Raw genomic sequence first — 23979 nt, 5'->3', positions numbered from 1 at the left:
GCGCGCCCTCAGGACTCCTCGCGCACCACGTCCAGCGCCTTCTGCAGGTCCGCCGGATAGTCGGTGCTGAACGACATCCAGTCGCCCGTGGACGGGTGCTCGAACCCGAGGGCCACCGCGTGCAGCCACTGCCGGGTGACCCCGAGGCGGGCGGCGAGCGTGGGGTCGGCGCCGTAGAGCAGGTCGCCGACGCACGGGTGCCGCAGGGCGGACATGTGCACCCGGATCTGGTGGGTACGCCCGGTCTCCAGCTTGATGTCCAGCAGCGAGGCAGCCCGGAACGCCTCGATCGTGTCGTAGTGGGTGACGGACGGCTTGCCGCCGGCCACCACCGCGAAGCGGCCGTCGCCCGACGGGTGACGGTCGATGGGCGCGTCCACCGTGCCGCGGAACGGGTCGGGGTGCCCCTGGACCAGCGCGTGGTAGCGCTTGTCGACCGTGCGCTCCTTGAAGGCGCGCTTGAGGTGGGAGTAGGCGTGCTCGCTCTTGGCCACGACCATGGCCCCGGTGGTGTTGGCGTCGAGGCGGTGCACGATGCCCTGGCGCTCGGCGGCGCCGCTGGTGGCGATGGTGTGCCCGGCGCCGAGCAGCCCGCCGATGACCGTGGGGCCGGTCCAGCCGACGGTCGGGTGGGCGGCCACGCCGATGGGCTTGTTGACCACGACGATGTCGTCGTCCTCGTACACGATGGTCATGCCGGGCACCGGCTCGGCCACGGGCATGGGCGTGGTGACCGGCGGCGGCAGGGTGACCTCCAGCCACGCGCCCGCCTGCACGCGGTCCGACTTGGCCGGCTGCCGGCCGTCCACCAGCACGTCGCCGCCCGCGATCAGGTCGGCGGCCCGGGTGCGGGAGAAGCCGAACAGCCGCGAGAGCGCGGCGTCGAGCCGCTCGCCCTCCAGGCCGTCGGGCACCGGCAGGCTGCGCTGCTCACTCACTCGCGCCCGCCTCCTTGCCGCCGTTCGGCTTCGCCTGGTCGGCGCTCTCCTTGGTCCCGTCGATCTGTACGTTCCGCCAGGCCAGCAGCACCGCCAGGATGCCGCCGCAGACGATGGCGGAGTCGGCGATGTTGAACACCGGGAAGTAGTCGATGACGGGGAAGTGGCCGGGCAGCACCTCGATGAAGTCGACCACGTGCCCCTGGAGCTGCGTCGGCCGCCCGAACCCCGACGGGTAGCGCAGCAGCCGGTCGGTGAGGTTGCCGAGGGCGCCGCCGAGCAGCAGGCCGAGCGTGACGGCCCACGCCCGGCTGCCCAGCTGGCGTGCGGTGCGGATGATCGCCACCACCACGCCGGCGGCGATCAGCGTGAAGACGAAGGTCATCCCGGTGCCGATGCTGAACGCGGCACCGGAATTGAAGATCACCCGGAACTGCAGGACGTCCTGGATGACGACCAGCGGCGCCTGGCCCTCGAGCGTCCGCAGCACCACCGTCTTGGTGATGAGGTCGGCCGTGTAGATCACGGCCGACAGCACGACGAGGAGCGCGACCAGGCGGCGACGGCGAGGTCGGCCTAGCGGCGCTCCTCCTTCTGCTTGCAGGCCACGCACAGCGTCGCCCTCGGGAACGCCTGCAGGCGCTCCTTGCCGATCGGCTTGTGGCACGATTCGCACACTCCATAGGTCCCTGCGTCGATCCTGGCGATCGCACGTTCGTTCTGCGCGACCAGATCGCGCGCATTCAGGGTAAGGGCGATCTCACGTTCGCGCTCGTACGTCTTGGCGCCGGCGTCCGCCTGGTCGTCGCCGGCTCCCTGGGTGATCTCCCCGGAGGCTATCTCGTTCTCGTGCCGGAGGATGTCCGCCTCGAGCTCGTCGATCTCCTGCTGGAGCCTGTCGCGTACCTCGGCCAGCTCCTTGTTCGACCACATCGACGGTGTAGCGGTCTGCGTGACTGCCGCCATGCTTGCCTCCATTGCTGATCAAGGCCATAAGGTGCGGGCAGCTTAGGATCCTGATAACGGAACGACAAACGACCCGCCGCACGGTTTGCCTTCCCCGTACTATCCCGGCTCGCGCGTTCAACTCCTCCGCGGCGGCGTCCATTCCCACAACTTTGTCGGTGTTTACGGGTTGCGTACCCTTCGGCCTCCGCGGACGCCACCGCAAACGTGGAAGCTGCGGGCCCGGCTCTGCGTTATTGTTGAAGACCTGCAAGGCGTCGATGGGGCCCCGAATGTGAGGGATATCACCCCGGAGCCGCCGGAAGAACGGCTCGCCCGCGAGCTCATTAGACCCGGCAGCAGACCCAAAGAAGAGGGCTCCGCCCGCAGGGCGGGGTCAAGAAGGGTGGTACCGCGGAGCCGCACGGCTTCGTCCCTTCACGCTCGCCCTGTCGGCCGATCAAGCGTGGAGGTCACGCCCGAGATGTCTTCCCCAACCTTCCGCCCTCTCCCCGCGCAGGTCGACCTGCCCGCGCTCGAGCGCGAGGTCCTCGACCGCTGGCGGGACGGGAAGATCTTCGAGCGTTCCGTGGAGCAGAACGCGGGCAACCCGTCGTGGGTCTTCTACGAGGGCCCGCCCACCGCCAACGGCCTGCCCGGGGTGCACCACGTCGAGGCGCGCGTCTTCAAGGACCTCTTCCCCCGCTACAAGTCGATGCGCGGCTTCAGCGTCCCGCGCAAGGCCGGCTGGGACTGCCACGGCCTGCCCGTCGAGGTGGGCGTCGAGCGCGAGCTGGGCCTGTCCGGCAAGCGGGACATCGAGACGTACGGCATCGCCGAGTTCAACGCCAAGTGCCGAGAGTCGGTGCTGCGGAACGTGGACGCCTTCGAGCAGCTCACCGAGCGGATGGGCTACTGGATCGACCTGTCGCAGGCCTACCGCACCATGGACCCGTCCTACGTCGAGTCCGTGTGGTGGTCGCTGAAGGTCATCCACGACAAGGGGCTGCTGTTCCGCGACTTCCGGATCACGCCCTACTGCCCGCGCTGCGGCACCGGCCTCTCCGACCACGAGATGGGCCAGCCCGGCGCGTACGAGACCGTCTCCAGCCCGTCGGTCTACGTCCGCATGCCGGTGCTGTCCGGCCCGCTGGCCGAGCTGAACGCCTCGCTGCTGATCTGGACCACCACGCCGTGGACGCTGGTCTCCAACACCGCCGTCGCCGTGCACCCCGACGTCACCTACGTCGCCGCGCGCACCGCCGACGGCGAGGTCCTGGTCGTGGCCGAGCCGCTGCTGTCGGTCCTCGGCGAGGGCGCCACCGAGGTGGCCCGCTACACCGGCCGCGAGCTGGAGCACACCCCGTACGCGCGGCCGTTCGAGCTGGTCGACATCCCCGGCGCCCACTACGTGGTGCTCGGCGACTACGTCACCGTCGAGGACGGCACCGGCCTGGTACACCAGGCCCCCGCGTTCGGCGCCGACGACATGGCGGTCATCAAGCGCTACGACATGCCGGTCGTCAACCCGATCGGCCCCGACGGCCGCTTCCTCGACGACGTGCCCATGGTCGGCGGCACCTTCTTCAAGGACGCCGACGAGCGGCTGACCGACGACCTGCGCGCCCGCGGCCTGCTCTACCGCGGCGGCCACTTCGACCACAGCTACCCGCACTGCTGGCGCTGCCACACGGCGCTGCTCTACTACGCGCTCCCGTCCTGGTACATCCGCACCACCGCGGTCAAGGACCAGATGCTGGCCGAGAACGCCGACACCAACTGGTTCCCCGAGACGATCAAGTGGGGCCGGTTCGGCGAGTGGCTGCGCAACAACGTCGACTGGTCGCTGTCGCGCTCGCGCTACTGGGGCACGCCGCTGCCGCTGTGGGTGTGCGGCGAGGACGACGGCCACGTCACGTGCGTCGGGTCGCTGGAGGAGCTGGGCACGCTGGCCGGGCGGGACGTCTCCGCGCTCGACCCGCACCGCCCCTTCGTGGACGACGTCACCTTCCCCTGCCCGAGCTGCGGCGCCGAGGCCCGCCGGGTGCCGGACGTCATCGACGCCTGGTACGACTCCGGCTCGATGCCGTTCGCGCAGTGGGGCGAACGCGGCAAGCCCGAGGGCGTCTACCCGGCGCAGTTCATCTGCGAGGCCACCGACCAGACCCGCGGCTGGTTCTACTCGCTCATGGCCGTCGGCACGCTGGTCTTCGGCCAGTCCTCCTACGAGAACGTGCTCTGCCTCGGCCTCATCCTCGCCGAGGACGGCCGCAAGATGAGCAAGCACCTCGGCAACATCCTGGAGCCGATCCCGCTCATGGACGAGCACGGCGCCGACGCGCTGCGCTGGTTCATGGCCTGCTCCGGCTCGCCGTGGTCGGCCCGGCGCGTGGGACACAACGTCCTGGAGGAGATCGTCCGCAAGGTCCTCCTGACGTTGTGGAACACCTCGTCGTTCTTCACCCTCTACGCCAACGCCGAGTCCTGGACCCCGGCCAAGCTGGCCGAGGCCACCCCGGCCGCCGAGCGCTCGCTGCTCGACCGCTGGGCCCTCGCCGAGCTGCACCGCACGGTCGCCGAGGTCACGGCCGCCTTCGACGAGTACGACACCCAGCGGGCCGGCCGCCGCCTCGCCGAGTTCCTCGACGACCTGTCCAACTGGTACGTCCGCCGCTCGCGCCGCCGCTTCTGGCAGGGCTCCGAGGACGCCTTCGCGACCCTGTACGAGTGCCTGGAGACGGTGCTGCGGCTGATGGCGCCCGTCACGCCGTTCGTCACCGACCACCTCTGGGACGTCCTCCGCCCGGCCGACGCCCCCGTCTCCGTGCACCTGGCGTCCTGGCCGGAGGCGCGCCAGGACCTCATCGACCCGGTGCTGTCCGACCGGATGGCCCTCGTGCGGCGGCTGGTGGAGCTGGGCCGCTCGGCCCGCGCCACCTCCGGCGTCAAGACCCGGCAGCCGCTGCGGCGGGCGCTGGTGGGCGCGCACGGCTGGCAGTCGCTGCCCGGCGAGCTGCGGGGGCTGGTGGCCGAGGAGCTCAACGTCCAGACCCTGGAGGACATGTCGGGCTTCAGCGCCGACCTCGTGTCCTACACGGTCAAGCCCAACTTCCGGACGCTGGGCAAGCGGTTCGGGCCCCGTACGAAGCTGGTGGCCGCGGCCGTCACCGCCGCCGACCCGGCCCGCGTGGCGCGCGCCATCCGTGCCGGCGGCACGGTCATGGTCGAGGCGGACGAGCTCGGCGAGATCATGCTCGGCCCCGACGACGTGATCGTCAACGAGCAGCCCAAGTCGGGCTGGGCCGTGGAGACCGGCGCCATCGGCGCGGGCGCGGGCGAGACCATCGCCCTGGACCTGGAGCTCACGGACGAGCTGCGCCGCGCCGGGCTGCTGCGCGAGGTGATCCGCCTGGTCCAGGAGGCCCGCAAGGCCACCGGGCTGTCGATCACGGACCGCATCGAGCTGTGGTGGTCGGCCACGTCGCCGGAGCTCGCCGCCGCGCTGCGGGAGGAGCCGCGCGTGGTGGCGGAGGAGGTGCTGGCGACGTCGCTGACGGAGGGCACCGCCGACGGCCTGCCCGTCCACACGGACGACGACCTGTCCCTGACCTTCCAGCTCCGCCGCGCCTGACCCCATCTGGTACGGCGAACGCCCCCGGTCGTGTATTGACCGGGGGCGTTCGCGTGCGCTCGGGAAGGAGGGGTCAGGAGACCGATTCGCGGTCGTGCCGGCAGATCGGGCAGATCGTCAGCCCGGCGGCCTCCGCCGCGGCGACCGTCATCGTCTCGACGTCGCGGTCCCCCGCACCCTTGACCAACGGGCAGTCGGCGCCGTGGTAGCGGCGCGTGCCGGCGATGACCTTCACCGCGCTAGCACCCTGATCCGCCCCCTTCGGCCCCGCCGGCTCCTCACCGCTCTCGCCCTCGGCCTTCTCCTGTCCCGCGACGGGGAACACCGTGGTCCGGGAGGCGGCGGAAGACTCCTGCGCCCGCTCGGTCCGCTCCTTCGGCGCGACCGTGATCCGCGGCTGCGGCGCCGTGGACGGCCCGGCATCATCATCCTCGTCACCGCCGGCCCGCCCCGCTCCCTCAGGCCGGCCCGGAGGGCGCAGCGCGGGATCGGTACGCTCGGCGTCCCCCTCGGGCGGCGTCCCACCCTTGACTCCAGAGGAACCACCGGACGTGACGGGTTTACCGGAGGTGGTGGTGGACTTACCGGACGTCGCGGCGGGCTCGCCGGATGCACCGGGGGTGGCAGCGGACTTGCCGGCAACGGACTTACCGGACGTCGCACCAGGCTTGCCGGACGTACCGACAGGCTTACCAGGCTTCTCGCCCGGCTTACCGGATGCGCCAACTGGCTCGGCGGACGTGGCGGCGGACTTACCAGGGGTCGCGGCAGACTTGCCGGACGCGCCCACAGGCTCGCCAGACGTCGCGGCAGACTTGCCGGACGCGCCGACAGGCTCGCCAGACGTCGTGGCAGGCTTACCGGGCTTGCCTGCAGGCTCCCCGGACGTCGCAGCGGGCTTGCCAGGCGTCGCGCCGGGCTTGCCGGACTTGCCGGCGGCGGCCTCGGATGCCGCTCCCGTAGTGCCGGAGGCGGTGGGCTTCGCGGACGGGGTGCCGGGCTTCTTGCCCTCGGGGCGCGGGCCGGGCTCGTCCTCGGGACGGGAGCTCTTGCCGGGCGGCGTGGACTGGGGCCGGCTCGCGTACGGCGGCGGCCGGAAGATGGAGGTCTGCGTCTCCCCCTGCTCGTCCTCGGACCCAGCGCCGGGGGTGGCCGGGCCCTTGGCCCCGGCCTGGCCTGCCGACGCGGCGGCCGGCCTGCCGAACCACCCGGTGGCGCCTTCCTCGCGGGAGGCGGCCTGCTCCGGCCTGTCTCCGGACTTCGCCCCCTCGGCCTCAGCTCCGGCGGGCTCCTGCCGGGCAGCCGGTCTGGTTCCGGACTGCGGCGCATCACCGGACCGAGCGCCTTCACCGGGCTTCGGACCGGTAGCCGCCTGCGGGCCGGAAGGCGACTGCGAACGGACCCCCGCCTGCGGACCGGAAGACGCCTGCGGGCCACTGGGCGACCGCGGGCCAGTAGCCGCCTGCGCGCCGCTGACCGGCTGCGGGCCGGTGGACGGCTGCGGGCCGGTGGACGGCTGCGGACGGCTGCCCGACTGAGGGCCGGTGCCCGACTGGGGGCCTGTGGCCGGCTGCGCATCGGCGGCCGGGCGTGCACCAGTAGACGCCTGCGGGCCAGTAGACGGCTGCGGGCCGCTGGCCGGTTGCGGGCCTGGGCGGGGCGTGGACGGGGTGCGGGGTTCTGCGGGCGGCTCCGCCCGGCTCTCCGCGGCGAGCGCGGAGCCGGGGGCGGCGGCGGGCTCGGGGTCGGCGGCAGGCGGCAGCTGCCGTCCGCCGAGCGCTGCGTCGGGCAGGCACGCCGTGCAGGGCGTGAAGCCCTCCTCGCGTGCCTCCTCGTAGGTGAGCTCCTCGTGCTCCCGGCCGGCGAGCTGCCGGCAGCCGGCCACGTGGTAGCGCTTGCGGCCGGGGATCACCAGCACGATCGCGTCCGGTGCGACACCGCCGGCCGGGGGGCGGCGCGGGCCGGTGGCCGGAAGGGTCACCGTCCGCTGCGGCGGCTGCGGCTGCGGGCGCGTATGGGGCGGCGGCTGGTGAGCCACAGGACCGGTCTGGTTGTACGGCGAGCCAGGAGGCGGCGGCATGAGCCCCGTAGGAGGGGGGGTGGCCGGTGCGGCGGCCCGCCCACCACCGGGGAACAGCTCGTGTCTCCGCAGGAACGCCCCGATCACCAGGAACAGCGCGGACAGCACGCTGACCACGATGGACCACATGATCAGGAACGGCTTCGCCAGTACGAAGCCCGCGATCAGCAACACGACCGCCGCGAGCACCAAACCAGCACTGATAAGGATCACAGAGGGCTCTTTCGAGTGACAGGTCCTAGTGACCCGTTACTTTACCGGCGGTCGTTGTGGGGACCGTCACCGCCGGGAAAAGCACCCTGAGGAGCCTCTCCGCCGAAGGGGTTGGGGCTGCCGGGAAGCGGCGGCTGGCCGCCCTGCGGCACGGCGTGCATGGCCGGAGCCTGACCGCCGGGACCACCGGACATGACCGGGAACCCTCCGCTGCCCTCGGCCGAGACGTTGAGCTCGGCGAGCTGGTTCTCCAGGTAGAGCTTGAGCCTGCTGCGGTATTCGCGCTCGAAGCTGCGCAGCTCCTCGACCTTGCGCTCCAGCTCGTCGCGGGTCTGCACCAGCGAGCCCATGGCCTGGCGGTGGCGCTCCTGCGCGTCGCGCTCCAGGGTCTCGGCGCGGGCGCGGGCGTCGCCGATGACCTGCTCGGCCTGGCGGCGGGCCTTGGTGAGGATCTCGTCGGCCTCGCGGCGGGCGCGGGTGACGGTCTCGTCCGCCTCGCGGCGGGCGTCGGCGATCGCCTGGTCGGCGGTCTGCTGGGCGAGCGCGAGCACGCGGGCCGCGGTGTCCATGTTGTCCTCGGCGGGAGGCATGTTCATGGCCACGGGCATCGGCTGCTGCTGCTGCACCGGCGGCGGCTCGGGGGCCCGCATGGGCTCCGGCTGCGGCGGCGCCATCATCTCGGGCTTGGGCTGCTCCTGGACCGGGGCGGAGGCCATGGGCATGCTCATGCCGCCCGGCACCTTCCCGCGCAGGCACTCGGCCAGCTTGGCTCGGAGCTCCTCGTTCTCTTGGATCAGGCGGTCAAGCTCAGCCTCCACCTCGTCGAGGAAGGCGTCGACCTCTTCCTCGTCGTAGCCCGGCCGCAACCGGGTGGTACTGAACTGCTTGTTCCGCACATCAGCGGGCGTCAGCGGCATCTTTTTGGTCTCCTTGGCGCGCTTGGAGTCTGTCCGGAGGGACGGTAACCCGAATCACTTCAGCGCGGACACGAGTTGGAACACGACCTGCGCGGCACCGGTCCCGTTCACCGCAGCAGCCCCGCGAGCTGGATCAGGATCAGGACCACGATGAAGAGGACGGTGAAGCTTAGGTCAAAGGCCACCGTACCCAACCGGAGCGGGGGAATGAAACGGCGGAGGAACTTCAGAGGTGGATCCGTCGCGGTGTACGTGGCCTCTGCCAGCACCAGCACGAGCCCGGTCGGCCGCCAGTGTCTGGCGAAGGCCTGCACGGTCTCGAAGATCATTCTGCCGATGAGCAGCACCAAGTAGAGAGACAGGACTACGACCAAGATCTGACCTACGATCGCCACGGCCCGGCCGAGCCTCCACTTCTGATGAGCCCTCCCCGTCTCGCCGAGACCGGGTGGGGTGGGTTGGACATACAGAGACTCTAACTCTGATTGAAGAACCCGCGTTCCGCGATTCGAGCCTTGTCCTCGGCGGTCACCTCGACATTGGCAGGGGACAACAGGAACACCTTGTTGGTAACACGTTCAATGCTTCCGTGTAGGCCAAAGACCAGACCTGCCGCGAAATCGACCAGCCGTTTGGCGTCGCTGTCAACCATTTCGGTCAGGTTCATGATGACCGGGGTGCCGTCGCGGAAGTGCTCGCCGATGGTGCGCGCCTCGTTGTACGTGCGCGGGTGGAGCGTGGTGATGCGGGCCAGATCGGTCGTGCGGCGCTCCAGGATCGCCGTGGAGGGCCTGGGCGCGGGCACCGGGGCGTCAGGCTCGTCGTCGCGGTCCTGGACCGCCACGGGCCGCTCCTCGCCGGTCCGCTGTGCCTCGTCCTCGTAGGCGTAATCGTCCTGGTAGGTCTCATACCTCTCGTAGCGGTCGTCCTCCACGAGACCGAGGTAGACCGCCATCTTGCGCATCGCGCCGGCCATCGCTACGTCGTCCTCCTGCTCATGGTCGCCCTCGCTCGGGCCCGGTGTCCCGGCGCCGAGGCGGTATCACGTGACCCGCTCAGACCCTCCACCGGCTCGACCTCTACCTGATCATGGGCCTGAAGACCCACTTGAGGGGACATTACCTGACGAAGGGCTTGCGACGACCGAGCAACGCCGTACCGACCCGCACGTGTGTCGCGCCGTGCGCGATCGCCTCGGCGAGGTCGCCGCTCATCCCGGCGGAGACCATCGTGGCGCGCGGGTGCTGCTCCTGCACCCGCGTGGCCACCTCGCGCAGCCGGGCGAACGCCTTGGCGGGCTCCTCCCCCAGCGGCGCGACCGCCATGACGCCCCCGAGCCAGACGCCCTCGGCCAGGGCCACCTCGTCGGCGAGCTCCGGGACGTCGGCGGGGCGGGCGCCGCCTCTGGCCGGGTCGTCGTCGAGGGCGACCTGGATGAGGCAGCCGACGTCGCGTCCCTGGCGGACCGCCTCGCGGCTGATCGCCTCCACCAGCCGTACGCGGTCCACGGAGTGGATCACGTCGGCGTAGGCGACGACGGAGCGGACCTTGTTGGTCTGCAGCTGGCCCACGAAGTGCCAGGTCAGCGGGAGCCCGGCCAGTTCGGCCGCCTTGGGCGCGGCCTCCTGGTCGCGGTTCTCGCCGACGTCGCGCACGCCCAGCTCGGCGAGGATCCTGACGTCCTCGGCCGGGCGGGTCTTGGTGACGGCGATCAGCGTGACCTCGCCCCGGTCGCGGCCCACCGCGCGGCAGGCCGCCGCGATGCTCTCGTCGACCTGGGCGAGGCCGGCCGCGATCTCGTCCCTTCTCACCTGAGTCTCCCTGCGTCTTCGTGCCGGAGTCGTCGCGTCCGGACCTGCCGCGCACATGACGGCGCCGCTCCCGTGTCCCCGGGGAGCGGCGTGGAACGCCTGTGCTACTTGAGGAAGTCGGGAACGTCGAGCTCCTCTTCCTGCTCCTCGAAGATCACCCGGGGACGTTTGGCCGGCTCCTGCATGCGGGAGGTGATGGGCGTGGGCGGGTTGGCGGGCTCGGGAGTGGGCCGCGGGATGGAGACGGGCCCGGACGGCTCGTCGGCGGGCGGCTCCCCGGCCGGCTCGGCGACGGCCTGCACCGGCTCCACCGGGCGCACCGGCTCGGGACGCGGCTCCGGCCTGAACTCCTGCCGGGGCTCGGGACGCGGCTCGGGGCGGGGCTCAGGACGCGGCTCGGGGCGCGGCTCGGGGCGGGTCTCCGTACGGAAGTCCGCGCGCGGCTCGGGACGGGGCTCCGGGCGGGGCTCGGGGCGCAGCACGGGCGGCTCGGACTTGACGCTGGGCGACGACACGCTCGGCCGCACCGGCGAGGACACCGGGGGCGCGGGCGGCGGCGCGGCGGCGGCGCGGCCAGCCGGCCGCGGGACCTCCTTGACCGCCGGTCCCGGCACGTCGTCGAAGCCGGCCGCGATCACCGTCACGCGCACCTCGTCGCCGAGTGCGTCGTCGATGACCGTGCCGAAGATGATGTTGGCGTCGGGCGCCGCGGCCATCGACACGAGCTGGGCGGCCTCGTTGATCTCGAACAGGCCGAGGTCGGAGCCGCCCGCGATGGACAGCAGCACGCCGTGGGCGCCGTCGATGCTGGCCTCCAGCAGCGGGCTGGAGACCGCCATCTCGGCGGCCGCCACCGAGCGGTCGTCGCCGCGGGCGTGGCCGATGCCCATGAGGGCCGAGCCGGCGCCGGACATGACCGACTTGACGTCGGCGAAGTCCAGGTTGATCAGACCGGGGGTGGTGATGAGGTCGGTGATGCCCTGGACACCGGACAGCAGCACCTGGTCGGCCGCCTTGAACGCGTCCAGCACGCTGACCTGCCGGTCGGAGATCGACAGCAGCCGGTCGTTGGGGATGACGATCAGCGTGTCGACCTCGTCGCGCAGCGTCTCGATGCCCGCCTCGGCCTGCATGGCCCTGCGGCGCCCCTCGAAGCTGAACGGCCTGGTGACGACGCCGATGGTGAGTGCGCCCAGCGACCTGGCGATGTTGGCCACCACGGGGGCGCCGCCGGTGCCGGTGCCGCCGCCCTCGCCCGCCGTGACGAAGACCATGTCGGCCCCCTTGAGGACCTCCTCGATCTCCTCGCGGTGGTCCTCGGCGGCCTTGCGCCCGACGTCGGGGTTGGCGCCCGCGCCCAGTCCGCGCGTGAGCTCGCGGCCCACGTCGAGTTTCACGTCGGCGTCACTCATCAGCAGCGCCTGGGCGTCGGTGTTGATGGCGATGAACTCGACGCCCTTGAGTCCCTCCTCGATCATCCGGTTGACGGCGTTGACTCCGCCGCCGCCGATGCCGACGACCTTGATGACCGCGAGGTAGTTCTGCGGTGCTGCCACGACGAGGGGCCTTTCCGCTCGTTGACTTGCCATTTCGGTGCGGATTGTCTCCGCTTTTTGTCAGTTCGGGTAACTCTCAACCTCAGGTTGAGATTTAGATTTATGTCAACCTGAGGATTGATACGGACAGTAGGAGTTACGCTCCGGGCGGGTCAACTAACCGCGCCGCAAGCACGTCCGGCGTGTCGCGGGCTGTCCGGTTCGCTCCGAAGTCGTGCCTGGTCGGGGCACTCCCCTGGCCGATCACGACTTTAGGCTCTCACGCCGCGACCCCTGCCTCGCACAGCCTGGGCGATGCCGTTGCCGCTGGGTTGCCAGACCCTGACGGTCTTGATCACTTCAGGGTGACCACGTCGGGCGAGCTCACGTCGTAGACGTTCGCCTTCTCGCGCTTGAGCAGCGAGGCCAGGATGCGGCCCTTCTCCTTGGGCCGGTCGGTGCCGCCCCACACGACCGTACGGCCGTCGGACAGCACCAGCGTGACGCCCTCGGCCGTGCCGGCGCGCACCTGCCTGACCTTCGGCGCGATCGCGCCGGGAACGGCCTTGATGACCTGGAGCGCGGCGACCGTCGCCGGGTCGGTGGCCGAGGGGTTGTCCACCCGGAGCACCGGCAGCAGGGGCGGGACCTCCTGCCTGACCTCGATCACCACGCCCTGGCCGTCCACGATCGCGACCTGGCCGCCCGCGGGGATGGCCGCCACGGCCTCCCGCTCGACGACCTCGATCCGCAGCGTGCCCGGCCAGATCCGGTCCACCTTGGCGCTGGCGAGCTGTCTGATGCCGAGCACCCGCGACTCGACGCCCGCCAGGTCGACGGTGGCCAGGGGGTGCAGGTCGGCCACCGCGGCCTGCCGTTCGATGTGCTCGCGGGAGACTGTGATATTTCCCACGATCTCCACCGAACGCACGCCCAGCACGGGCGAGAAGAACACCAGCCACGCGGCCGTGCCCACCACCCCCGCCGTGAGCAGGACCAGGAACGCCGTCCGCGCCTTCATCGCCCTCCCAGATCACGCATATCGGCACCGAACCTACGCCCGCGCGACGCCTGAGACCCGGCGCCACGCCCGGGCGGCCGTCAGGAGGAGAGCCGGGCGACGATCTGGGGGCCCAGCTCGGTGACGTCGCCGGCGCCCATCGTGAGGACGATGTCGCCCGGCCGCGCCCGCTCGGCCACCAGCGCCGGCACGGCGGCCCGGTCCGGCGCGTACGAGACCCGCTCCGCGGGCAGCGGCACCCGCGAGGCCACCATCGCCCCCGACACGCCCGGCTCCGGGTCCTCACGGGCCCCGTAGACGTCGAGCACGACGACCTCGTCGGCGAGCCCTAGCGCCGCGCCGAACTCGTCGGCGAAGAAGCGGGTGCGCGAGTAGAGGTGCGGCTGGAAGATCGCGACGACCCGCCCGTCGCCCGAGTAGGAGGCGACGACGTCGCGGGCGGCCCGCAGGTCGGCGGCCAGCTCGGTCGGATGGTGGGCGTAGCTGTCGAACACGGCGACGCCCCCGGCCTCCCCCTTGGCCTCGAAGCGCCGCTTGGCCCCCGTGAAGGCCCCCAGGCCCCCTCTGATCTCCTCGAAGGACAACCCAAGCTCGTCGGCCACGGCGATCGCCGCGGTGGCGTTGAGCGCGTTGTGCGCCCCGGGGACGGCCAGACGCACGTCTCCGCGCCCCTCGATCTCGAAGACCGTGCCGAACCCGTCGGGCCGGACCCCGGAGAGACGGTAGTCGGCGCCCTCGGCGGCGCCGTAGGTGCGCACCCGCAGCCCGCGCTCGCGAGCCCGGTCGGCCAGCTCGGCCGAGCCCGGGTCGTCGGCGCAGATCACCAGCAGCGAGCCGACCCGGTCGGCGAAACGGGCGAAGCTGTCGTGCACGGCCCGCGGGTCGCCGTAGTTGTCGAGGTGGTCGGCCTCGACGTTGGTGACCACGGCGATGTCGGGGGCCAGCATGAGGAAGGAGCCGTCGCTCTCGTCGGCCTCGGCCACGAACACCGTGCCGGTGCCGTCGTCGGCGCCGAGCCCGGTGGTGACGAGCTGGCCGCCCACGCAGTAGGACGGGTCGGCGCCGCACTTCTGCAGCGCCACCGTCAGCATCGAGGTCGTGGTGGTCTTGCCATGGGTGCCGGCGATGGCCACGGCGGTGCGCCCGGCCATCACGGAGGCGAGGGCGGCCGCCCGCGGGATGATCCGCAGCCCCTGCTTGAGCGCCTCGCCCAGCTCCGGGTTGGAGTCGCGGATGGCGGTCGAGACGACGACGGTGTCGACGTCCTTGATGTGCGAGGCGGCGTGGCCGATGTGCACGGAGGCGCCGAGCTCGCGCAGCTCGGCGACCAGCTCGGAGCTGCGGGCGTCGCTGCCCGACACGCGCACGCCGCGCTTGAGCAGGATGCGCGCGATGCCGGACATGCCCGCTCCGCCGATGCCGATGAAGTGCACCCGCCCCAGTTCTTCGACGCGGACGGGATCGACCAGCTTCACGAGACTCATCGGGCTATCTCCAACACTTTCCTGGCAAGCATGATATCTGCGTCCTTACGGCCGAGCCTGGCGGCGGCCTCCGACATGGCGGCGACGCGCTCGGGGTCGTGCAGCATCGGCAGCACGTTCCTGATGATCCAGTCGGGCGACAGCTCGGAGTCGTCGACCATGAGCCCGCCCCCGCCGCGCACGATCCGCTCGGCGTTGAGCGCCTGCTCGCCGTTGCCGTGCGGCAGCGGCACGTACGCGGCCGGCAGCCCCACCGCGGTCAGCTCGGCGCAGGTGAGCGCGCCGCTGCGGCACAGGGCCACGTCGGCGGCGGCGTAGGCGAGGTCCATGCGGTCGACGTAGGGCAGCAGGACGTACTGCGGGTCGCCGGGCGGCGGCTCGCGCTCGATGACGTTCTTCGGCCCGATCACGTGCAGCACCTGCACCCCGGCCCCGCGCAGCGCGGGCGCGGCGGCCAGCGCGGCCTCGTTGATCGAGCGGGCCCCCTGCGAGCCGCCGAAGACCAGCAGCGTGGGCCGGTCGGTCTCCAGCCCGAACCACGAGCGCGCCTTGTCGCCCATGGACAGCCGGTCGAGCGTGACGATCTCGCGGCGCAGCGGCGTGCCGATGTAGTCGGCCTTCGGCAGCGCGGCCTCGGGGTGGCCGGTGAAGACGTGCTCGGTGAGCCGCGCGCCGAGCCGGTTGGCCAGCCCGGCGCGCGGGTTGGCCTCGTGGACGACGATCGGCAGGCCGCGCCGCTTGGCCGCCAGGTAGGCGGGCGTGGCGACGTAGCCGCCGAAGCCGACCAGCACGTCGGCCTGGACGCGTTCGAGCACGTTCGCGACCGCGTTGATCGCCCCGGCCAGCCGGCCGGGGACGGTCAGCAGGCTGGGGGTGATCGCGCGCGGCAGCGGGACCGCGGGCACCAGCTCCAGGTCGTAGCCCCTGGCGGGCACCAGCCGGGTCTCCAGGCCGCGATCGGTGCCCACGCAGGTGACGCCGATGCCGGGATCGAGATGGCGCAGCGCGTCCGCAAGGGCTAGCGCGGGCTCGATGTGCCCGGCCGTCCCCCCACCGGCGAGGACCACCCTCATCAAGGTCACTCCCTAACGTGTCGCTCGGCCTCTGGACGTACCCCCCAGGCCAAGCCAGCTTAGGGCCCGCGCGCCGGGTCCGGGGCCACGAGCGGCCAGAGCCTCGCGCGCGCCCGGCTCGTGTTTGGCGAACGACAGCAGCATGCCGAGCGCGGCGAGCGTGGGCACCAGCGACGAGCCGCCGTACGAGACCAGCGGAAGGGGGATGCCGGTGATGGGCAGGACGCCGAGGACGGCGCCCATGTTGACGATGGCCTGCCCGACGATCCAGGCGACCATGGCGGCCGCGGTCAGCCGGATGAAGGGGTCGTTGACGCGTACGGCGACGCGCAGCCCCGCGTAGCCGAGCAGCCCGAACAGCGCGACGACCAGGAGCGTGCCCATGAGGCCCAGCTCCTCGCCGACGATGGCGAAGATGAAGTCGCTCTCGCCGTGCGGCAGCCAGCTCCACTTCTGCCGGCTCTGGCCGAGCCCGACCCCGAACCAGCCGCCGGAGCCCATCGCGATCTGCCCCTGCACGGCCTGGTAGCCGGCGTCCTGCGCGTCGGCCCAGGGGTTGAGGAAGGAGCCGATGCGCCGCATCCGGTAGGGCTCCACCTTGATCATGATGACCGCGGCCAGCACGGCCAGCGACATGATGCCGCCGAACAGCTTGATCGGCGCGCCCACCACCCACAGCAGGGACAGGAAGATCATGAAGAGCACCAGCGTGGTGCCGAGGTCGCTGCCCAGCAGCACCAGCACGACCATGATGGCGGTGCCCGGCATCAGCGGGATCAGCAGCTGACGCCATTCGATGCGGCCCTGCCGCGCCCGCCGCGCCAGCAGGTCGGCGCCCCACAGCACGAGCGCGAGCTTGGCCGGCTCCGACGGCTGGATGGTGAGGGATCCGACGTAGATCCAGCGCTGCGCGCCCTGCTCCGCGGAGCCGATGAACAGCACCATCACCAGCAAGATGATCGACAGCGCCATCAGCGGATAGCCGGCCCAGCGGAAGAACTTCACCGGCAGGCGCGAGCAGGCGTACATGACCGGCAGGCCGATCGCGGCCGACAGCGACTGCTTGATGAACCACGAGAAGGGGCTGCCGGTCTCCTGCAGCGCCTCGACGCTGGAGGCCGACAGCACCATCATCAGGCCCAGCGCGAGCAGCAGGGCGCCGCACATGATGATCAGGTAGTAGGTGGTGAGCGGCCTGCCGAGCAGCTCGCGCAGGGTGGCGAGCTGCTCGCGGGCCCAGCCCTGCGGCCCCTCGGCGGAGGCGGAGGCGGGGGCGGGGTGCGCGCGCTTCTCGGCGGTCGCGCTCACACCGCTCCCTCGGCCCGCTCCTTCAGCCCGCGTACGGCGCGCGCGAACGCCTCGCCCCGCGCCGGATAGCCGGGGTACATGTCGAGTGAGGCCGCCGACGGGGAGAGCAGCACGGTGTCGCCCGGCGAGGCCAGGCCGGCGGCTGCGATGACGACTTTCTCCATCGCACCAGTGTCCCGATCGGCGATGTCCACGACGGGGACATTCGGGGCGTGTCGCGCGAGGGCTTCGGCGATCTGGGCGCGGTCGGCGCCGAGCAGCACGGCGCCGACCAGCCGGGGGGCGGCCCGGCGGACGAGGTCGTCCACGTCGGCGCCCTTGAGCTGGCCGCCCGCCACCCACACGACCGACGGGTAGGAGGCCAGGGCAGCGGCGGCGGCGTGCGGGTTGGTGGCCTTGGAGTCGTCCACGTAGTCGACGTCGCCGACCCGCTCGACCAGCGCCAGCCGGTGCGGGTCGGGCACGAAGTCCCGCAGGCCCCGCGCGACCGCCTCGCCGGGCACGCCGAACGCGCGGGCCAGCGCCGCCGCGGCCAGGGCGTTGGCCACGTTGTGCGGGGCGAGGGGGCGGATGTCGCCCAGCGTGGCGAGCTCCTCGGCCGCCTCCACCGGGTCGGCCACGAACGCCCGGTCGACCAGCAGGTCCTCCACGACGCCGAGCTGCCCGGGCTTCGGCACCCGCAGCGTGAACCCGACGGCCCCCGGGTAGGGCGCGGCCAGCCGGGCCGCCTCGGGGTCGTCGGCGTTGTAGATCACGGTGCCCGCGCGCTCGAAGACGCGGCCCTTGGCGGCGGCGTACGCCTCCATGGAGCCGTGCCAGTCGAGGTGGTCGGGGGCGACGTTGAGCACGGCCGCGGCGTGCGGGGCCAGCGTGGCCGACCAGTGGAGCTGGAAGCTGGACAGCTCGACGGCCAGCACGTCGTACGGCTCCGCGACCGCCCGCACCACGGGCAGGCCCACGTTGCCCACGGCCAGGGCCTTGTGCCCGGCGGCGAGCAGGATCGAGGTGAGCATGCGCACGGCGGTGGTCTTGCCGTTGGTGCCGGTCAGGGCGAGCCACGGGGCGGCCTGGGCCGGGCGCAGCCGCCAGGCCAGCTCGACCTCCCCCACGACCTCCACGCCCGCCTCCAGCGCGGCGGCGACGAGCGGGTGGTGCGGCGCCCAGCCGGTGGTGACGAGCCGCGTGGCGCCCTCGGGCAGGGTCATCGCGCCGAAGCGGGTCTCGACGCCGAGCCCGGCCAGCTCGGCCGCGGCGGCGAGCTGGCGCTCCCCCTCGGCGGCCTCCACGACGACGACGCGCTCGCCGCGCCCGGCGAGGGCCCGCGCCACGGCGGTGCCGGAGACGCCGAGCCCGGCGACGCAGGTGAAGGTCATGGCTTGGGCATCCACTCGACGTAGAACAGGCCGAGCCCGAGCGCGGCGCAGAGCATGGCGATGAGCCAGAAGCGGACCACGATCGTGGTCTCCGCCCAGCCCTTGAGCTCGAAGTGGTGCTGGAGCGGGGCCATGCGGAAGACGCGTTTGCCGGTCATCTTGAACGACCCGACCTGGATGATCACGGACAGGGTGATGATCACGCACAGGCCGGCGAGGATGATGAGGAGGAGCTGGGTGCGGGTGGCGATCGCCAGGCCGGCCAGCACGCCGCCGAGGGCGAGCGAGCCGGTGTCGCCCATGAAGATGCGGGCGGGCGGGGCGTTCCACCACAGGAAGCCGATGAGCGCCCCCAGCACCGCCGCGGCGACCACGGCGAGGTCGAGGGGGTCGCGTACCCAGTAGCAGTTGGGGCCGAGCTGGTCGATGCAGTTGTTGCGCAGCTGCCAGTTGCCGATCAGCACGTACGCCGCCAGCACCACGCCGGCGGCGCCGCTCGCCAGGCCGTCGAGCCCGTCGGTGAGGTTCACCGCGTTGGAGAACCCGACGATCATGATGAGCACCCAGATGGTGAACCCGACGATGCCGATCGAGGGGCCGATGTCGCGCAGGAACGACACCCGGGTCTCTGCGGGGGTGATGCCGTAGACGTTGGGCTGGCGGACGACGAGGACGGCGAAGACCGCGCCGACGACGAGCTGGCCGAGTGCCTTGGCGCCGCTGCGCAGGCCGAGGCTGCGCTGCTTGTAGATCTTGATGAAGTCGTCGAGGAACCCGACCGCGCCGAGCCCCGTCATCAGGAACAGCACCAGCGTGCCCGAGACGGTCGGCGGCGTGAGGGTGGCCAGGTGGGAGGCCCCGTAGGCGAACAGGGCGGCCAGGACGAACACGATGCCGCCCATGGTGGGGGTGCCCCGCTTGCCGAGGTGGGCCTGCACGCCCTCCTCCCGGACCTGCTGGCCGATGCCGCGCCGCGTCAAGAGCCGGATCGCCAGCGGGGTGCCCAGCATCGAGAGGATGAGGCCCACCGCGCCGGCGATGATGATGTTGGTCACTGGGGGGCACCTCCGAGGACCAGTTCGGCAGTGCGCTCCAGGCCCATGGCGCGCGGGCCCTTGATCAGCACCGCGTCGCCGGGCCGCAGCCACTCGCCGAGCGCGGCGGCGGCCGCGGCGGCGTCGGGGACGTGCACGATGCGCGGCCCGGTCTCGCCGGGCGGGCCGCCCGGCGGCGCCTGCGCGGCCTTCGCGGCCTCGTGGGCGCCCTCCAGGACGGGCTCGGCGTCGGGCCCGGCCACGACGAGGCCCGTCAGGCCCGCGCCGCCGGCCAGGACGCCGAGCTCGCGGTTGAGCGCGGTGGCCTCCTCGCCGAGCTCGCGCAGGGCCGCGATGACGGCGAAGCGCCGCCGCCCCTGGCCGAGCACGGCGAACGTCTCGAACGCGGCCCGCATCGAGTCGGGGTTGGCGTTGTAGGCGTCGTTGATCACGGTGACGCCGTCGGCCCGCTCGCTGACCTCCATCCGCCACCGGCTGGCCGGCGTGGCCTGCGACAGCTCCTCGGCGATGGTGGCGACGGGCAGCCCCAGCTCGTACGCCGCCGCAGCCGCCGCGAGCGCGTTGTCGACCGCGTGGCCGCCGTAGAGCTGGAGCGTGACGGGCGCGGCGCCGGACGGGGCGCGCAGGGTGAAGGAGGCCCGCCCGCGCTCGTCCATGGTGACGTCCTCGGCGCGGATCGCGGCGTCCTCGCCCCGGCCGTAGAAGGTGACCCTGGCCTCGGTGCGCGAAGCCATCTCGCGGACGAGGGGGTCGTCGGCGTTGAGCACCGCCACGCCCTCCCCGGACAGCGCCTCGACCAGCTCGCCCTTGGCCTTGGCGATGGCCTCCTTGCCGCCGAACACGCCGAGGTGGGCGGTGCCGACGTTGAGCACGACGCCGATGCGCGGCGGCGCGATGCGGGTCAGCTCCTTGATGTGGCCGATGTTGCGGGCGGCCAGCTCCAGCACCATGAACCGGGTGTCCTGGTCGGCGCGCAGCACGGTCAGCGGGTGGCCGAGCTCGTTGTTGAAGCTGCCGACGGGGGCGATGGTCGGGCCCATCCTGGCCGTGAGCCGGGCCAGGAGGTCCTTGGTGGTGGTCTTGCCGGCCGAGCCGGTCACGCCGATCACGGTGGTGCGGGGCAGCGCGGCGACCTGCGCGGAGGCCAGCACGGCGAGGGCCGCCGCGGCGTCCTCGACGATCACCGCGGGCGCCTCGACGGGCCTGGTGGCCAGCACGGCGACGGCCCCGGACCTGACGGCCTGGGCGGCGAAGTCGTGGCCGTCCACGCGCGCGCCCGCGAACGCGACGAACAACGATCCCGGTTCGACGGCCCGCGAGTCGATCACGACGGGCCCGCGCACGACGGCGCGGGGATCGGCCTTGCCCGACAGGGTGCCGGAGGTGATCTCGGCGATCCTGGCCAGCGGCAACGGGATCATCAGTGCTTCCTGCTTTCCGTGCTTTCCTTGCGTGCGTGGATCGCCTCGGCGACGGCCTCGCGGTCGTCGAAGGGGATCACTTCGCCTGAGACGTACTGGCCCTGCTCGTGACCCTTGCCTGCCACGACGATCACGTCGCCGCGCCCGGCCCTGGCGATCGCCAGGCCGATGGCGGCGGCGCGGTCGGGCTCAATGATCACATGAGCGCGGCCGTGCTGCGGAACGCGGAGCGCTCCTTCCATCATCGCCGAGAGAATGGCGAGCGGATCCTCCGTACGGGGATTGTCGCTGGTGAAAATGGCCACATCCGCCAGCTCGGCGGAGATCTCGCCCATGATGGGCCTTTTGCCCTTGTCGCGGTCGCCGCCGCAGCCGAGGACGATGACCAGCCGGCCGGCGGTGACCGTACGCAGCGAGCGCAGCACCGACTCCACCGCGCCCGGTTTGTGCGAGTAGTCGACGATCGCCTGGAAGTCGTCCTCGGCGGTCGTGACGCGCTGCATGCGCCCCGGCACCCCGGCGAGCGTGCCGACGCCGTGCACGGCGGTCTGCAGCGGCACCCCGGCCTCGACCAGGGTGACGATGGCGCCGAGCGCGTTGGCGACGTTGAACGGCCCCGGCAGGGCGATCCGCGCGTCGGCCTCCACGCCGCCGGGACCGGTCACCCGGAAGGCGCTGCCGTCGGCGCCCAGGCGGACGTCCAGCGCCCGCCAGTCGGCCTCCGGGTCGCCCTCCGCCGAAAACGTGGTCATCGGCACCTTGGCCCGGTGCAGCAGCTCGCGGCCGTGGCGGTCGTCGAGGTTGGTGACGCCCGCGCGGCTCAGCTCCGGCTGGAACAGCCGCGTCTTGGCGGCGAAGTAGTCCTCGAAGTCCTTGTGGAAGTCGAGGTGGTCCTGCGAGAGGTTGGTGAACAGCGCCACGTCGTAGTAGACGCCGTCGATCCTGCCGAGGGCGAGCGCGTGGCTGGAGACCTCCATGGCGGCCGCGGTGACGGACTGCTCGCGCATGAGGGCGAACAAGCCGTGCAGCGCCGTGGCCTCCGGCGTGGTCAGCGTCGGCTGGAAGCGCAGCTCGCCCGCGCGGATCTCGACGCCGCCCACCAGGCCCGTCGTGTGCCCGGCCGCCCGCAGGCCCGCCTCCAGCATGAACGTGGTGGTGGACTTGCCGCTGGTGCCGGTCACGCCGAGGACCTGGATGTCGTGGGCCGGCTGGCCGTAGACCCAGGAGGAGATCTGCCCGAGCAGCGCGCGCGGCTCCGGCACGATCAGCACGGGCAGCCCGGTGGCCGCGGCGGCCTCCCGCCCGGCGGGGTCGGTCAGGATCGCCACCGCGCCGCCGGCCATCGCCTGCGCGGCGAACGTGGCGCCGTGCGCCTGGCTGCCGGGCAGGGCGACGTAGAGATCACCTCGCCGGACGTCGCGGGAGTCGATGGTGACGCCGGTCAGGGCGGCATGGGGCGACCTCGACGTGCCGGAGCCGGCGTCGAGCATGGTCGCGAGCCCGGTCAGCGGGCGGGGCGGATTGGTCGTGGGACGCATAGACGACGGGGGACGCACGGCGAGAGCGTACCTTCCCTGGTCACTCTCCGGCGCGCGTACGCACCGGCGTCGCGGAGGAGCCTGTGGGAGGAATCTTCTTGCTCTTGATGGCGAACGTCATCACATCCTTGAACACGGGGGCCGCGAGCTGCCCGCCGAAGTGCCCGTTCTTCGGGTTCTGCAGCACCGACAGCACCACCAGGCGCGGGTCGTCGGCCGGCGCGAAACCGACGAACGAGGCAGTGTAGCCGTCGTAGCGGCCGAGGGCGGCGTCGTAGCGGTTGGCGGTGCCGGTCTTGCCCGCCACCCGGTAGCCGGGGATGGCGGCCAGATGGCCGGTGCCCTCCTCGCCGACGGCGCTCTCCAGCATGGTCGTGATCTCCTTGGCGGTGGTCTCGCTCACCACTCTGGTCTGCTTGCCGGGGGCGGCCGGGACGAAGCGGCCGGAGGCGTCCGTGGTGCCCGCCACGATCTGCGGCTCGATCTTGACGCCGCCGTTGGCGATGGTCTGGTAGACGCTGGCCATCTGCAGCGCGGTCACCGACACGCCCTGTCCGTAGGCTACGGTGCAGCTCTGGCTGCCGGACCACTTGCGGTAGTCGGGCAGCAGGCCCGCCTCGGCGCCCGGCACCCCGCCGCCCGGCGTGCTGCCGAAGCCGAACGCCTTCAGCATCGCGTACAGGCGGGCGCTGCCGACCTTGCGCGCGGCCATGATCGTGGCCACGTTGCTGGACTCGGCCATCGCCTGGCGGAACGTCATCGACTCGGCCGCGTGCGCGTGCGCGTCGCGCAGCACCTGGTCGTAGCACTTGATCCGGTCGGGCACCTCGAACACGGTGTCCGGGGTGACCATCCCGGCCTCCAGCGCGGCGGCGGCCGTGATGACCTTGTTGGTGCTGCCCGGCTCGAAGACGTCGGCGGCGGCCTTGTTGATCTGGCTGGAGGCCGGGGCCGAGCGCCAGTTTCCGAGATCGAGCTCGGGGGCGTTGGCCATGGCGACGATCTGCGCGGTGCGCACGTCCATGACGATGACCGTGCCGCTGTCCGCGCCCGACTCCTTGACCTGGTCGGCGACCGACTTCTGGGCGGCCCACTGGACGTCGCGGTCGAGGGTCAGCCGGACGTTCTGGCCGTTGACGGGGGCCGTGCGCTGGCTGCTGGTCATCGGGATCTGCTGGCCGTCGCGGCCGATCTCCATGCGCTGCTGCCCGTCGCGGCCGGCGAGCAGCTTGTTGCTGGTGCGCTCGATGCCGATCAGGCCCTTGCCCTCGTCGCCGATGAAGCCGATGAGGCTGCCCGCGAGGTCGCCGCCCGGGTAGAGGCGGCGGTAGGTCTTCTTCGCGTTCAGCGCCGGGATGGACGCCTGCAGCAGGCGGCTCGCCACGAGCGGGTCGACGTCGCTCGCCAGGCGCTGGTAACGGGTGTCGGTACGGGCCAGCTTGGCGGCCATGTCCTGCTCGCTCTTGCCGAGCTGCTGGGCGAGGAGCTTGACGGCCTTCGCGCGCACCCCCGCGTCGGTGATCTTGGACGGGTCGATGGACAGCTCGCGGGCCTCGACCGTCACCGCCAGGTCGTGGCCGTTGACGTCGGTGATCGAGCCGCGCTTGGCGGGGATCGTCTCGACGTGCTGGCGCTG

Annotated in this window: 19 protein-coding genes; 1 reads left to right on the top strand and 18 read right to left on the bottom strand. The window is 72.2% G+C overall.

Annotation, left to right across the window (positions count from 1 at the left end; genetic code table 11):
• Positions 1-8: 8 nt before the first annotated feature.
• Genes AC27IY_RS04270 through AC27IY_RS04260 form a run of 3 tightly spaced genes read right to left on the bottom strand, consistent with a single transcriptional unit; the run spans position 9 to position 1904 of the window.
• Positions 9-938, bottom strand: a complete 930-nt coding sequence (locus AC27IY_RS04270) for an RluA family pseudouridine synthase (protein WP_344214893.1) — start codon at positions 936-938, stop codon at positions 9-11.
• Positions 931-1476: a signal peptidase II gene (lspA, locus tag AC27IY_RS04265; RefSeq protein ID WP_487177174.1), complete on the bottom strand. Its 546-nt coding sequence runs from the start codon at positions 1474-1476 to the stop codon at positions 931-933. Before lspA ends, AC27IY_RS04270 begins: the two co-directional genes overlap by 8 nt.
• 38 nt (positions 1477-1514) lie before the next feature.
• Positions 1515-1904 (bottom strand): TraR/DksA family transcriptional regulator, encoded by a 390-nt coding sequence (locus tag AC27IY_RS04260; protein ID WP_344214889.1) that lies wholly within the window; start codon positions 1902-1904, stop codon positions 1515-1517.
• Between the two features lie 463 nt (positions 1905-2367).
• On the opposite strand from AC27IY_RS04260, the gene ileS reads away from it, so the two are divergent.
• The gene (gene ileS / locus AC27IY_RS04255) at positions 2368-5514 is read left to right on the top strand and encodes an isoleucine--tRNA ligase (protein WP_487177173.1); all 3147 of its coding nucleotides are present in this window, start codon (positions 2368-2370) and stop codon (positions 5512-5514) included.
• Between the two features lie 73 nt (positions 5515-5587).
• Here the strand turns inward: ileS and AC27IY_RS04250 are convergent, their stop codons facing one another.
• From AC27IY_RS04250 to AC27IY_RS04180, 15 genes are all read right to left on the bottom strand, one after another.
• Positions 5588-7807 (bottom strand): hypothetical protein, encoded by a 2220-nt coding sequence (locus tag AC27IY_RS04250; RefSeq protein ID WP_487177172.1) that lies wholly within the window; start codon positions 7805-7807, stop codon positions 5588-5590.
• Positions 7808-7848: 41 nt separating this feature from the next.
• Positions 7849-8724: a DivIVA domain-containing protein gene (locus tag AC27IY_RS04245; RefSeq protein ID WP_329580428.1), complete on the bottom strand. Its 876-nt coding sequence runs from the start codon at positions 8722-8724 to the stop codon at positions 7849-7851.
• A 107-nt stretch (positions 8725-8831) separates the two neighbouring features.
• Entirely contained in the window at positions 8832-9119 is a 288-nt protein-coding gene (locus AC27IY_RS04240; protein ID WP_020545512.1) for a YggT family protein, read from the bottom strand.
• A gap of 80 nt (positions 9120-9199) precedes the next feature.
• The gene (locus tag AC27IY_RS04235) at positions 9200-9700 is read right to left on the bottom strand and encodes a cell division protein SepF (RefSeq protein WP_091076051.1); all 501 of its coding nucleotides are present in this window, start codon (positions 9698-9700) and stop codon (positions 9200-9202) included.
• Positions 9701-9842: 142 nt separating this feature from the next.
• Positions 9843-10592: a YggS family pyridoxal phosphate-dependent enzyme gene (locus AC27IY_RS04230; RefSeq protein WP_371250252.1), complete on the bottom strand. Its 750-nt coding sequence runs from the start codon at positions 10590-10592 to the stop codon at positions 9843-9845.
• A 47-nt stretch (positions 10593-10639) separates the two neighbouring features.
• On the bottom strand, positions 10640-12091 hold the full coding sequence (ftsZ, locus tag AC27IY_RS04225) for a cell division protein FtsZ (protein WP_344214877.1): 1452 nt from the start codon (positions 12089-12091) through the stop codon (positions 10640-10642).
• 334 nt (positions 12092-12425) lie between these two features.
• Positions 12426-13091, bottom strand: a complete 666-nt coding sequence (locus tag AC27IY_RS04220; protein ID WP_344214875.1) for a cell division protein FtsQ/DivIB — start codon at positions 13089-13091, stop codon at positions 12426-12428.
• A gap of 80 nt (positions 13092-13171) precedes the next feature.
• Positions 13172-14575, bottom strand: coding sequence for a UDP-N-acetylmuramate--L-alanine ligase (murC, locus tag AC27IY_RS04215; RefSeq protein WP_423452735.1), 1404 nt, complete (start codon positions 14573-14575; stop codon positions 13172-13174).
• The gene (gene murG, locus AC27IY_RS04210; protein WP_449944928.1) at positions 14572-15648 is read right to left on the bottom strand and encodes an undecaprenyldiphospho-muramoylpentapeptide beta-N-acetylglucosaminyltransferase; all 1077 of its coding nucleotides are present in this window, start codon (positions 15646-15648) and stop codon (positions 14572-14574) included. Before murG ends, murC begins: the two co-directional genes overlap by 4 nt.
• Positions 15649-15660: 12 nt before the next feature.
• Positions 15661-16956: a putative lipid II flippase FtsW gene (ftsW, locus tag AC27IY_RS04205; RefSeq protein WP_364445493.1), complete on the bottom strand. Its 1296-nt coding sequence runs from the start codon at positions 16954-16956 to the stop codon at positions 15661-15663.
• A complete protein-coding gene (gene murD / locus AC27IY_RS04200; RefSeq protein WP_487177171.1) occupies positions 16953-18329 on the bottom strand; it encodes a UDP-N-acetylmuramoyl-L-alanine--D-glutamate ligase in 1377 nt (458 codons plus the stop codon). The genes ftsW and murD overlap by 4 nt, the downstream gene beginning before the upstream one ends.
• Positions 18326-19384 (bottom strand): phospho-N-acetylmuramoyl-pentapeptide-transferase, encoded by a 1059-nt coding sequence (gene mraY, locus AC27IY_RS04195; RefSeq protein ID WP_329580462.1) that lies wholly within the window; start codon positions 19382-19384, stop codon positions 18326-18328. Before mraY ends, murD begins: the two co-directional genes overlap by 4 nt.
• Positions 19381-20805 carry a UDP-N-acetylmuramoyl-tripeptide--D-alanyl-D-alanine ligase gene (locus tag AC27IY_RS04190; RefSeq protein WP_487177170.1) on the bottom strand — a complete coding sequence of 475 codons (1425 nt, stop codon included), beginning with the start codon at positions 20803-20805 and terminating at the stop codon, positions 19381-19383. The genes mraY and AC27IY_RS04190 overlap by 4 nt, the downstream gene beginning before the upstream one ends.
• Positions 20805-22343: a UDP-N-acetylmuramoyl-L-alanyl-D-glutamate--2,6-diaminopimelate ligase gene (locus tag AC27IY_RS04185; RefSeq protein WP_371250257.1), complete on the bottom strand. Its 1539-nt coding sequence runs from the start codon at positions 22341-22343 to the stop codon at positions 20805-20807. Before AC27IY_RS04185 ends, AC27IY_RS04190 begins: the two co-directional genes overlap by 1 nt.
• A gap of 40 nt (positions 22344-22383) precedes the next feature.
• Positions 22384-23979: peptidoglycan D,D-transpeptidase FtsI family protein (locus AC27IY_RS04180; protein ID WP_487177169.1), on the bottom strand; the 1596-nt coding region annotated here is incomplete at its 5' end.

The organism is Nonomuraea sp. B208, assembly GCF_057536035.1.
This window is presented reverse-complemented; position numbering and strand designations above follow the sequence as displayed.

Bases quoted from the DNA above. Each gene is read 5' to 3' on its own strand.
- AC27IY_RS04230 (WP_371250252.1), bottom strand. From the start codon at position 10,592: ATGTGCGCGGCAGGTCCGGACGCGACGACTCCGGCACGAAGACGCAGG.
- murC (WP_423452735.1), bottom strand. From the start codon at position 14,575: ATGAGTCTCGTGAAGCTGGTCGATCCCGTCCGCGTCGAAGAACTGGGG.
- AC27IY_RS04220 (WP_344214875.1), bottom strand. From the start codon at position 13,091: ATGAAGGCGCGGACGGCGTTCCTGGTCCTGCTCACGGCGGGGGTGGTG.
- AC27IY_RS04185 (WP_371250257.1), bottom strand. From the start codon at position 22,343: ATGCGTCCCACGACCAATCCGCCCCGCCCGCTGACCGGGCTCGCGACC.
- murD (WP_487177171.1), bottom strand. From the start codon at position 18,329: ATGACCTTCACCTGCGTCGCCGGGCTCGGCGTCTCCGGCACCGCCGTG.
- ileS (WP_487177173.1), top strand. From the start codon at position 2,368: ATGTCTTCCCCAACCTTCCGCCCTCTCCCCGCGCAGGTCGACCTGCCC.
- AC27IY_RS04235 (WP_091076051.1), bottom strand. From the start codon at position 9,700: ATGGCCGGCGCGATGCGCAAGATGGCGGTCTACCTCGGTCTCGTGGAG.
- AC27IY_RS04190 (WP_487177170.1), bottom strand. From the start codon at position 20,805: ATGATCCCGTTGCCGCTGGCCAGGATCGCCGAGATCACCTCCGGCACC.
- AC27IY_RS04245 (WP_329580428.1), bottom strand. From the start codon at position 8,724: ATGCCGCTGACGCCCGCTGATGTGCGGAACAAGCAGTTCAGTACCACC.
- AC27IY_RS04260 (WP_344214889.1), bottom strand. From the start codon at position 1,904: ATGGCGGCAGTCACGCAGACCGCTACACCGTCGATGTGGTCGAACAAG.
- murG (WP_449944928.1), bottom strand. From the start codon at position 15,648: ATGAGGGTGGTCCTCGCCGGTGGGGGGACGGCCGGGCACATCGAGCCC.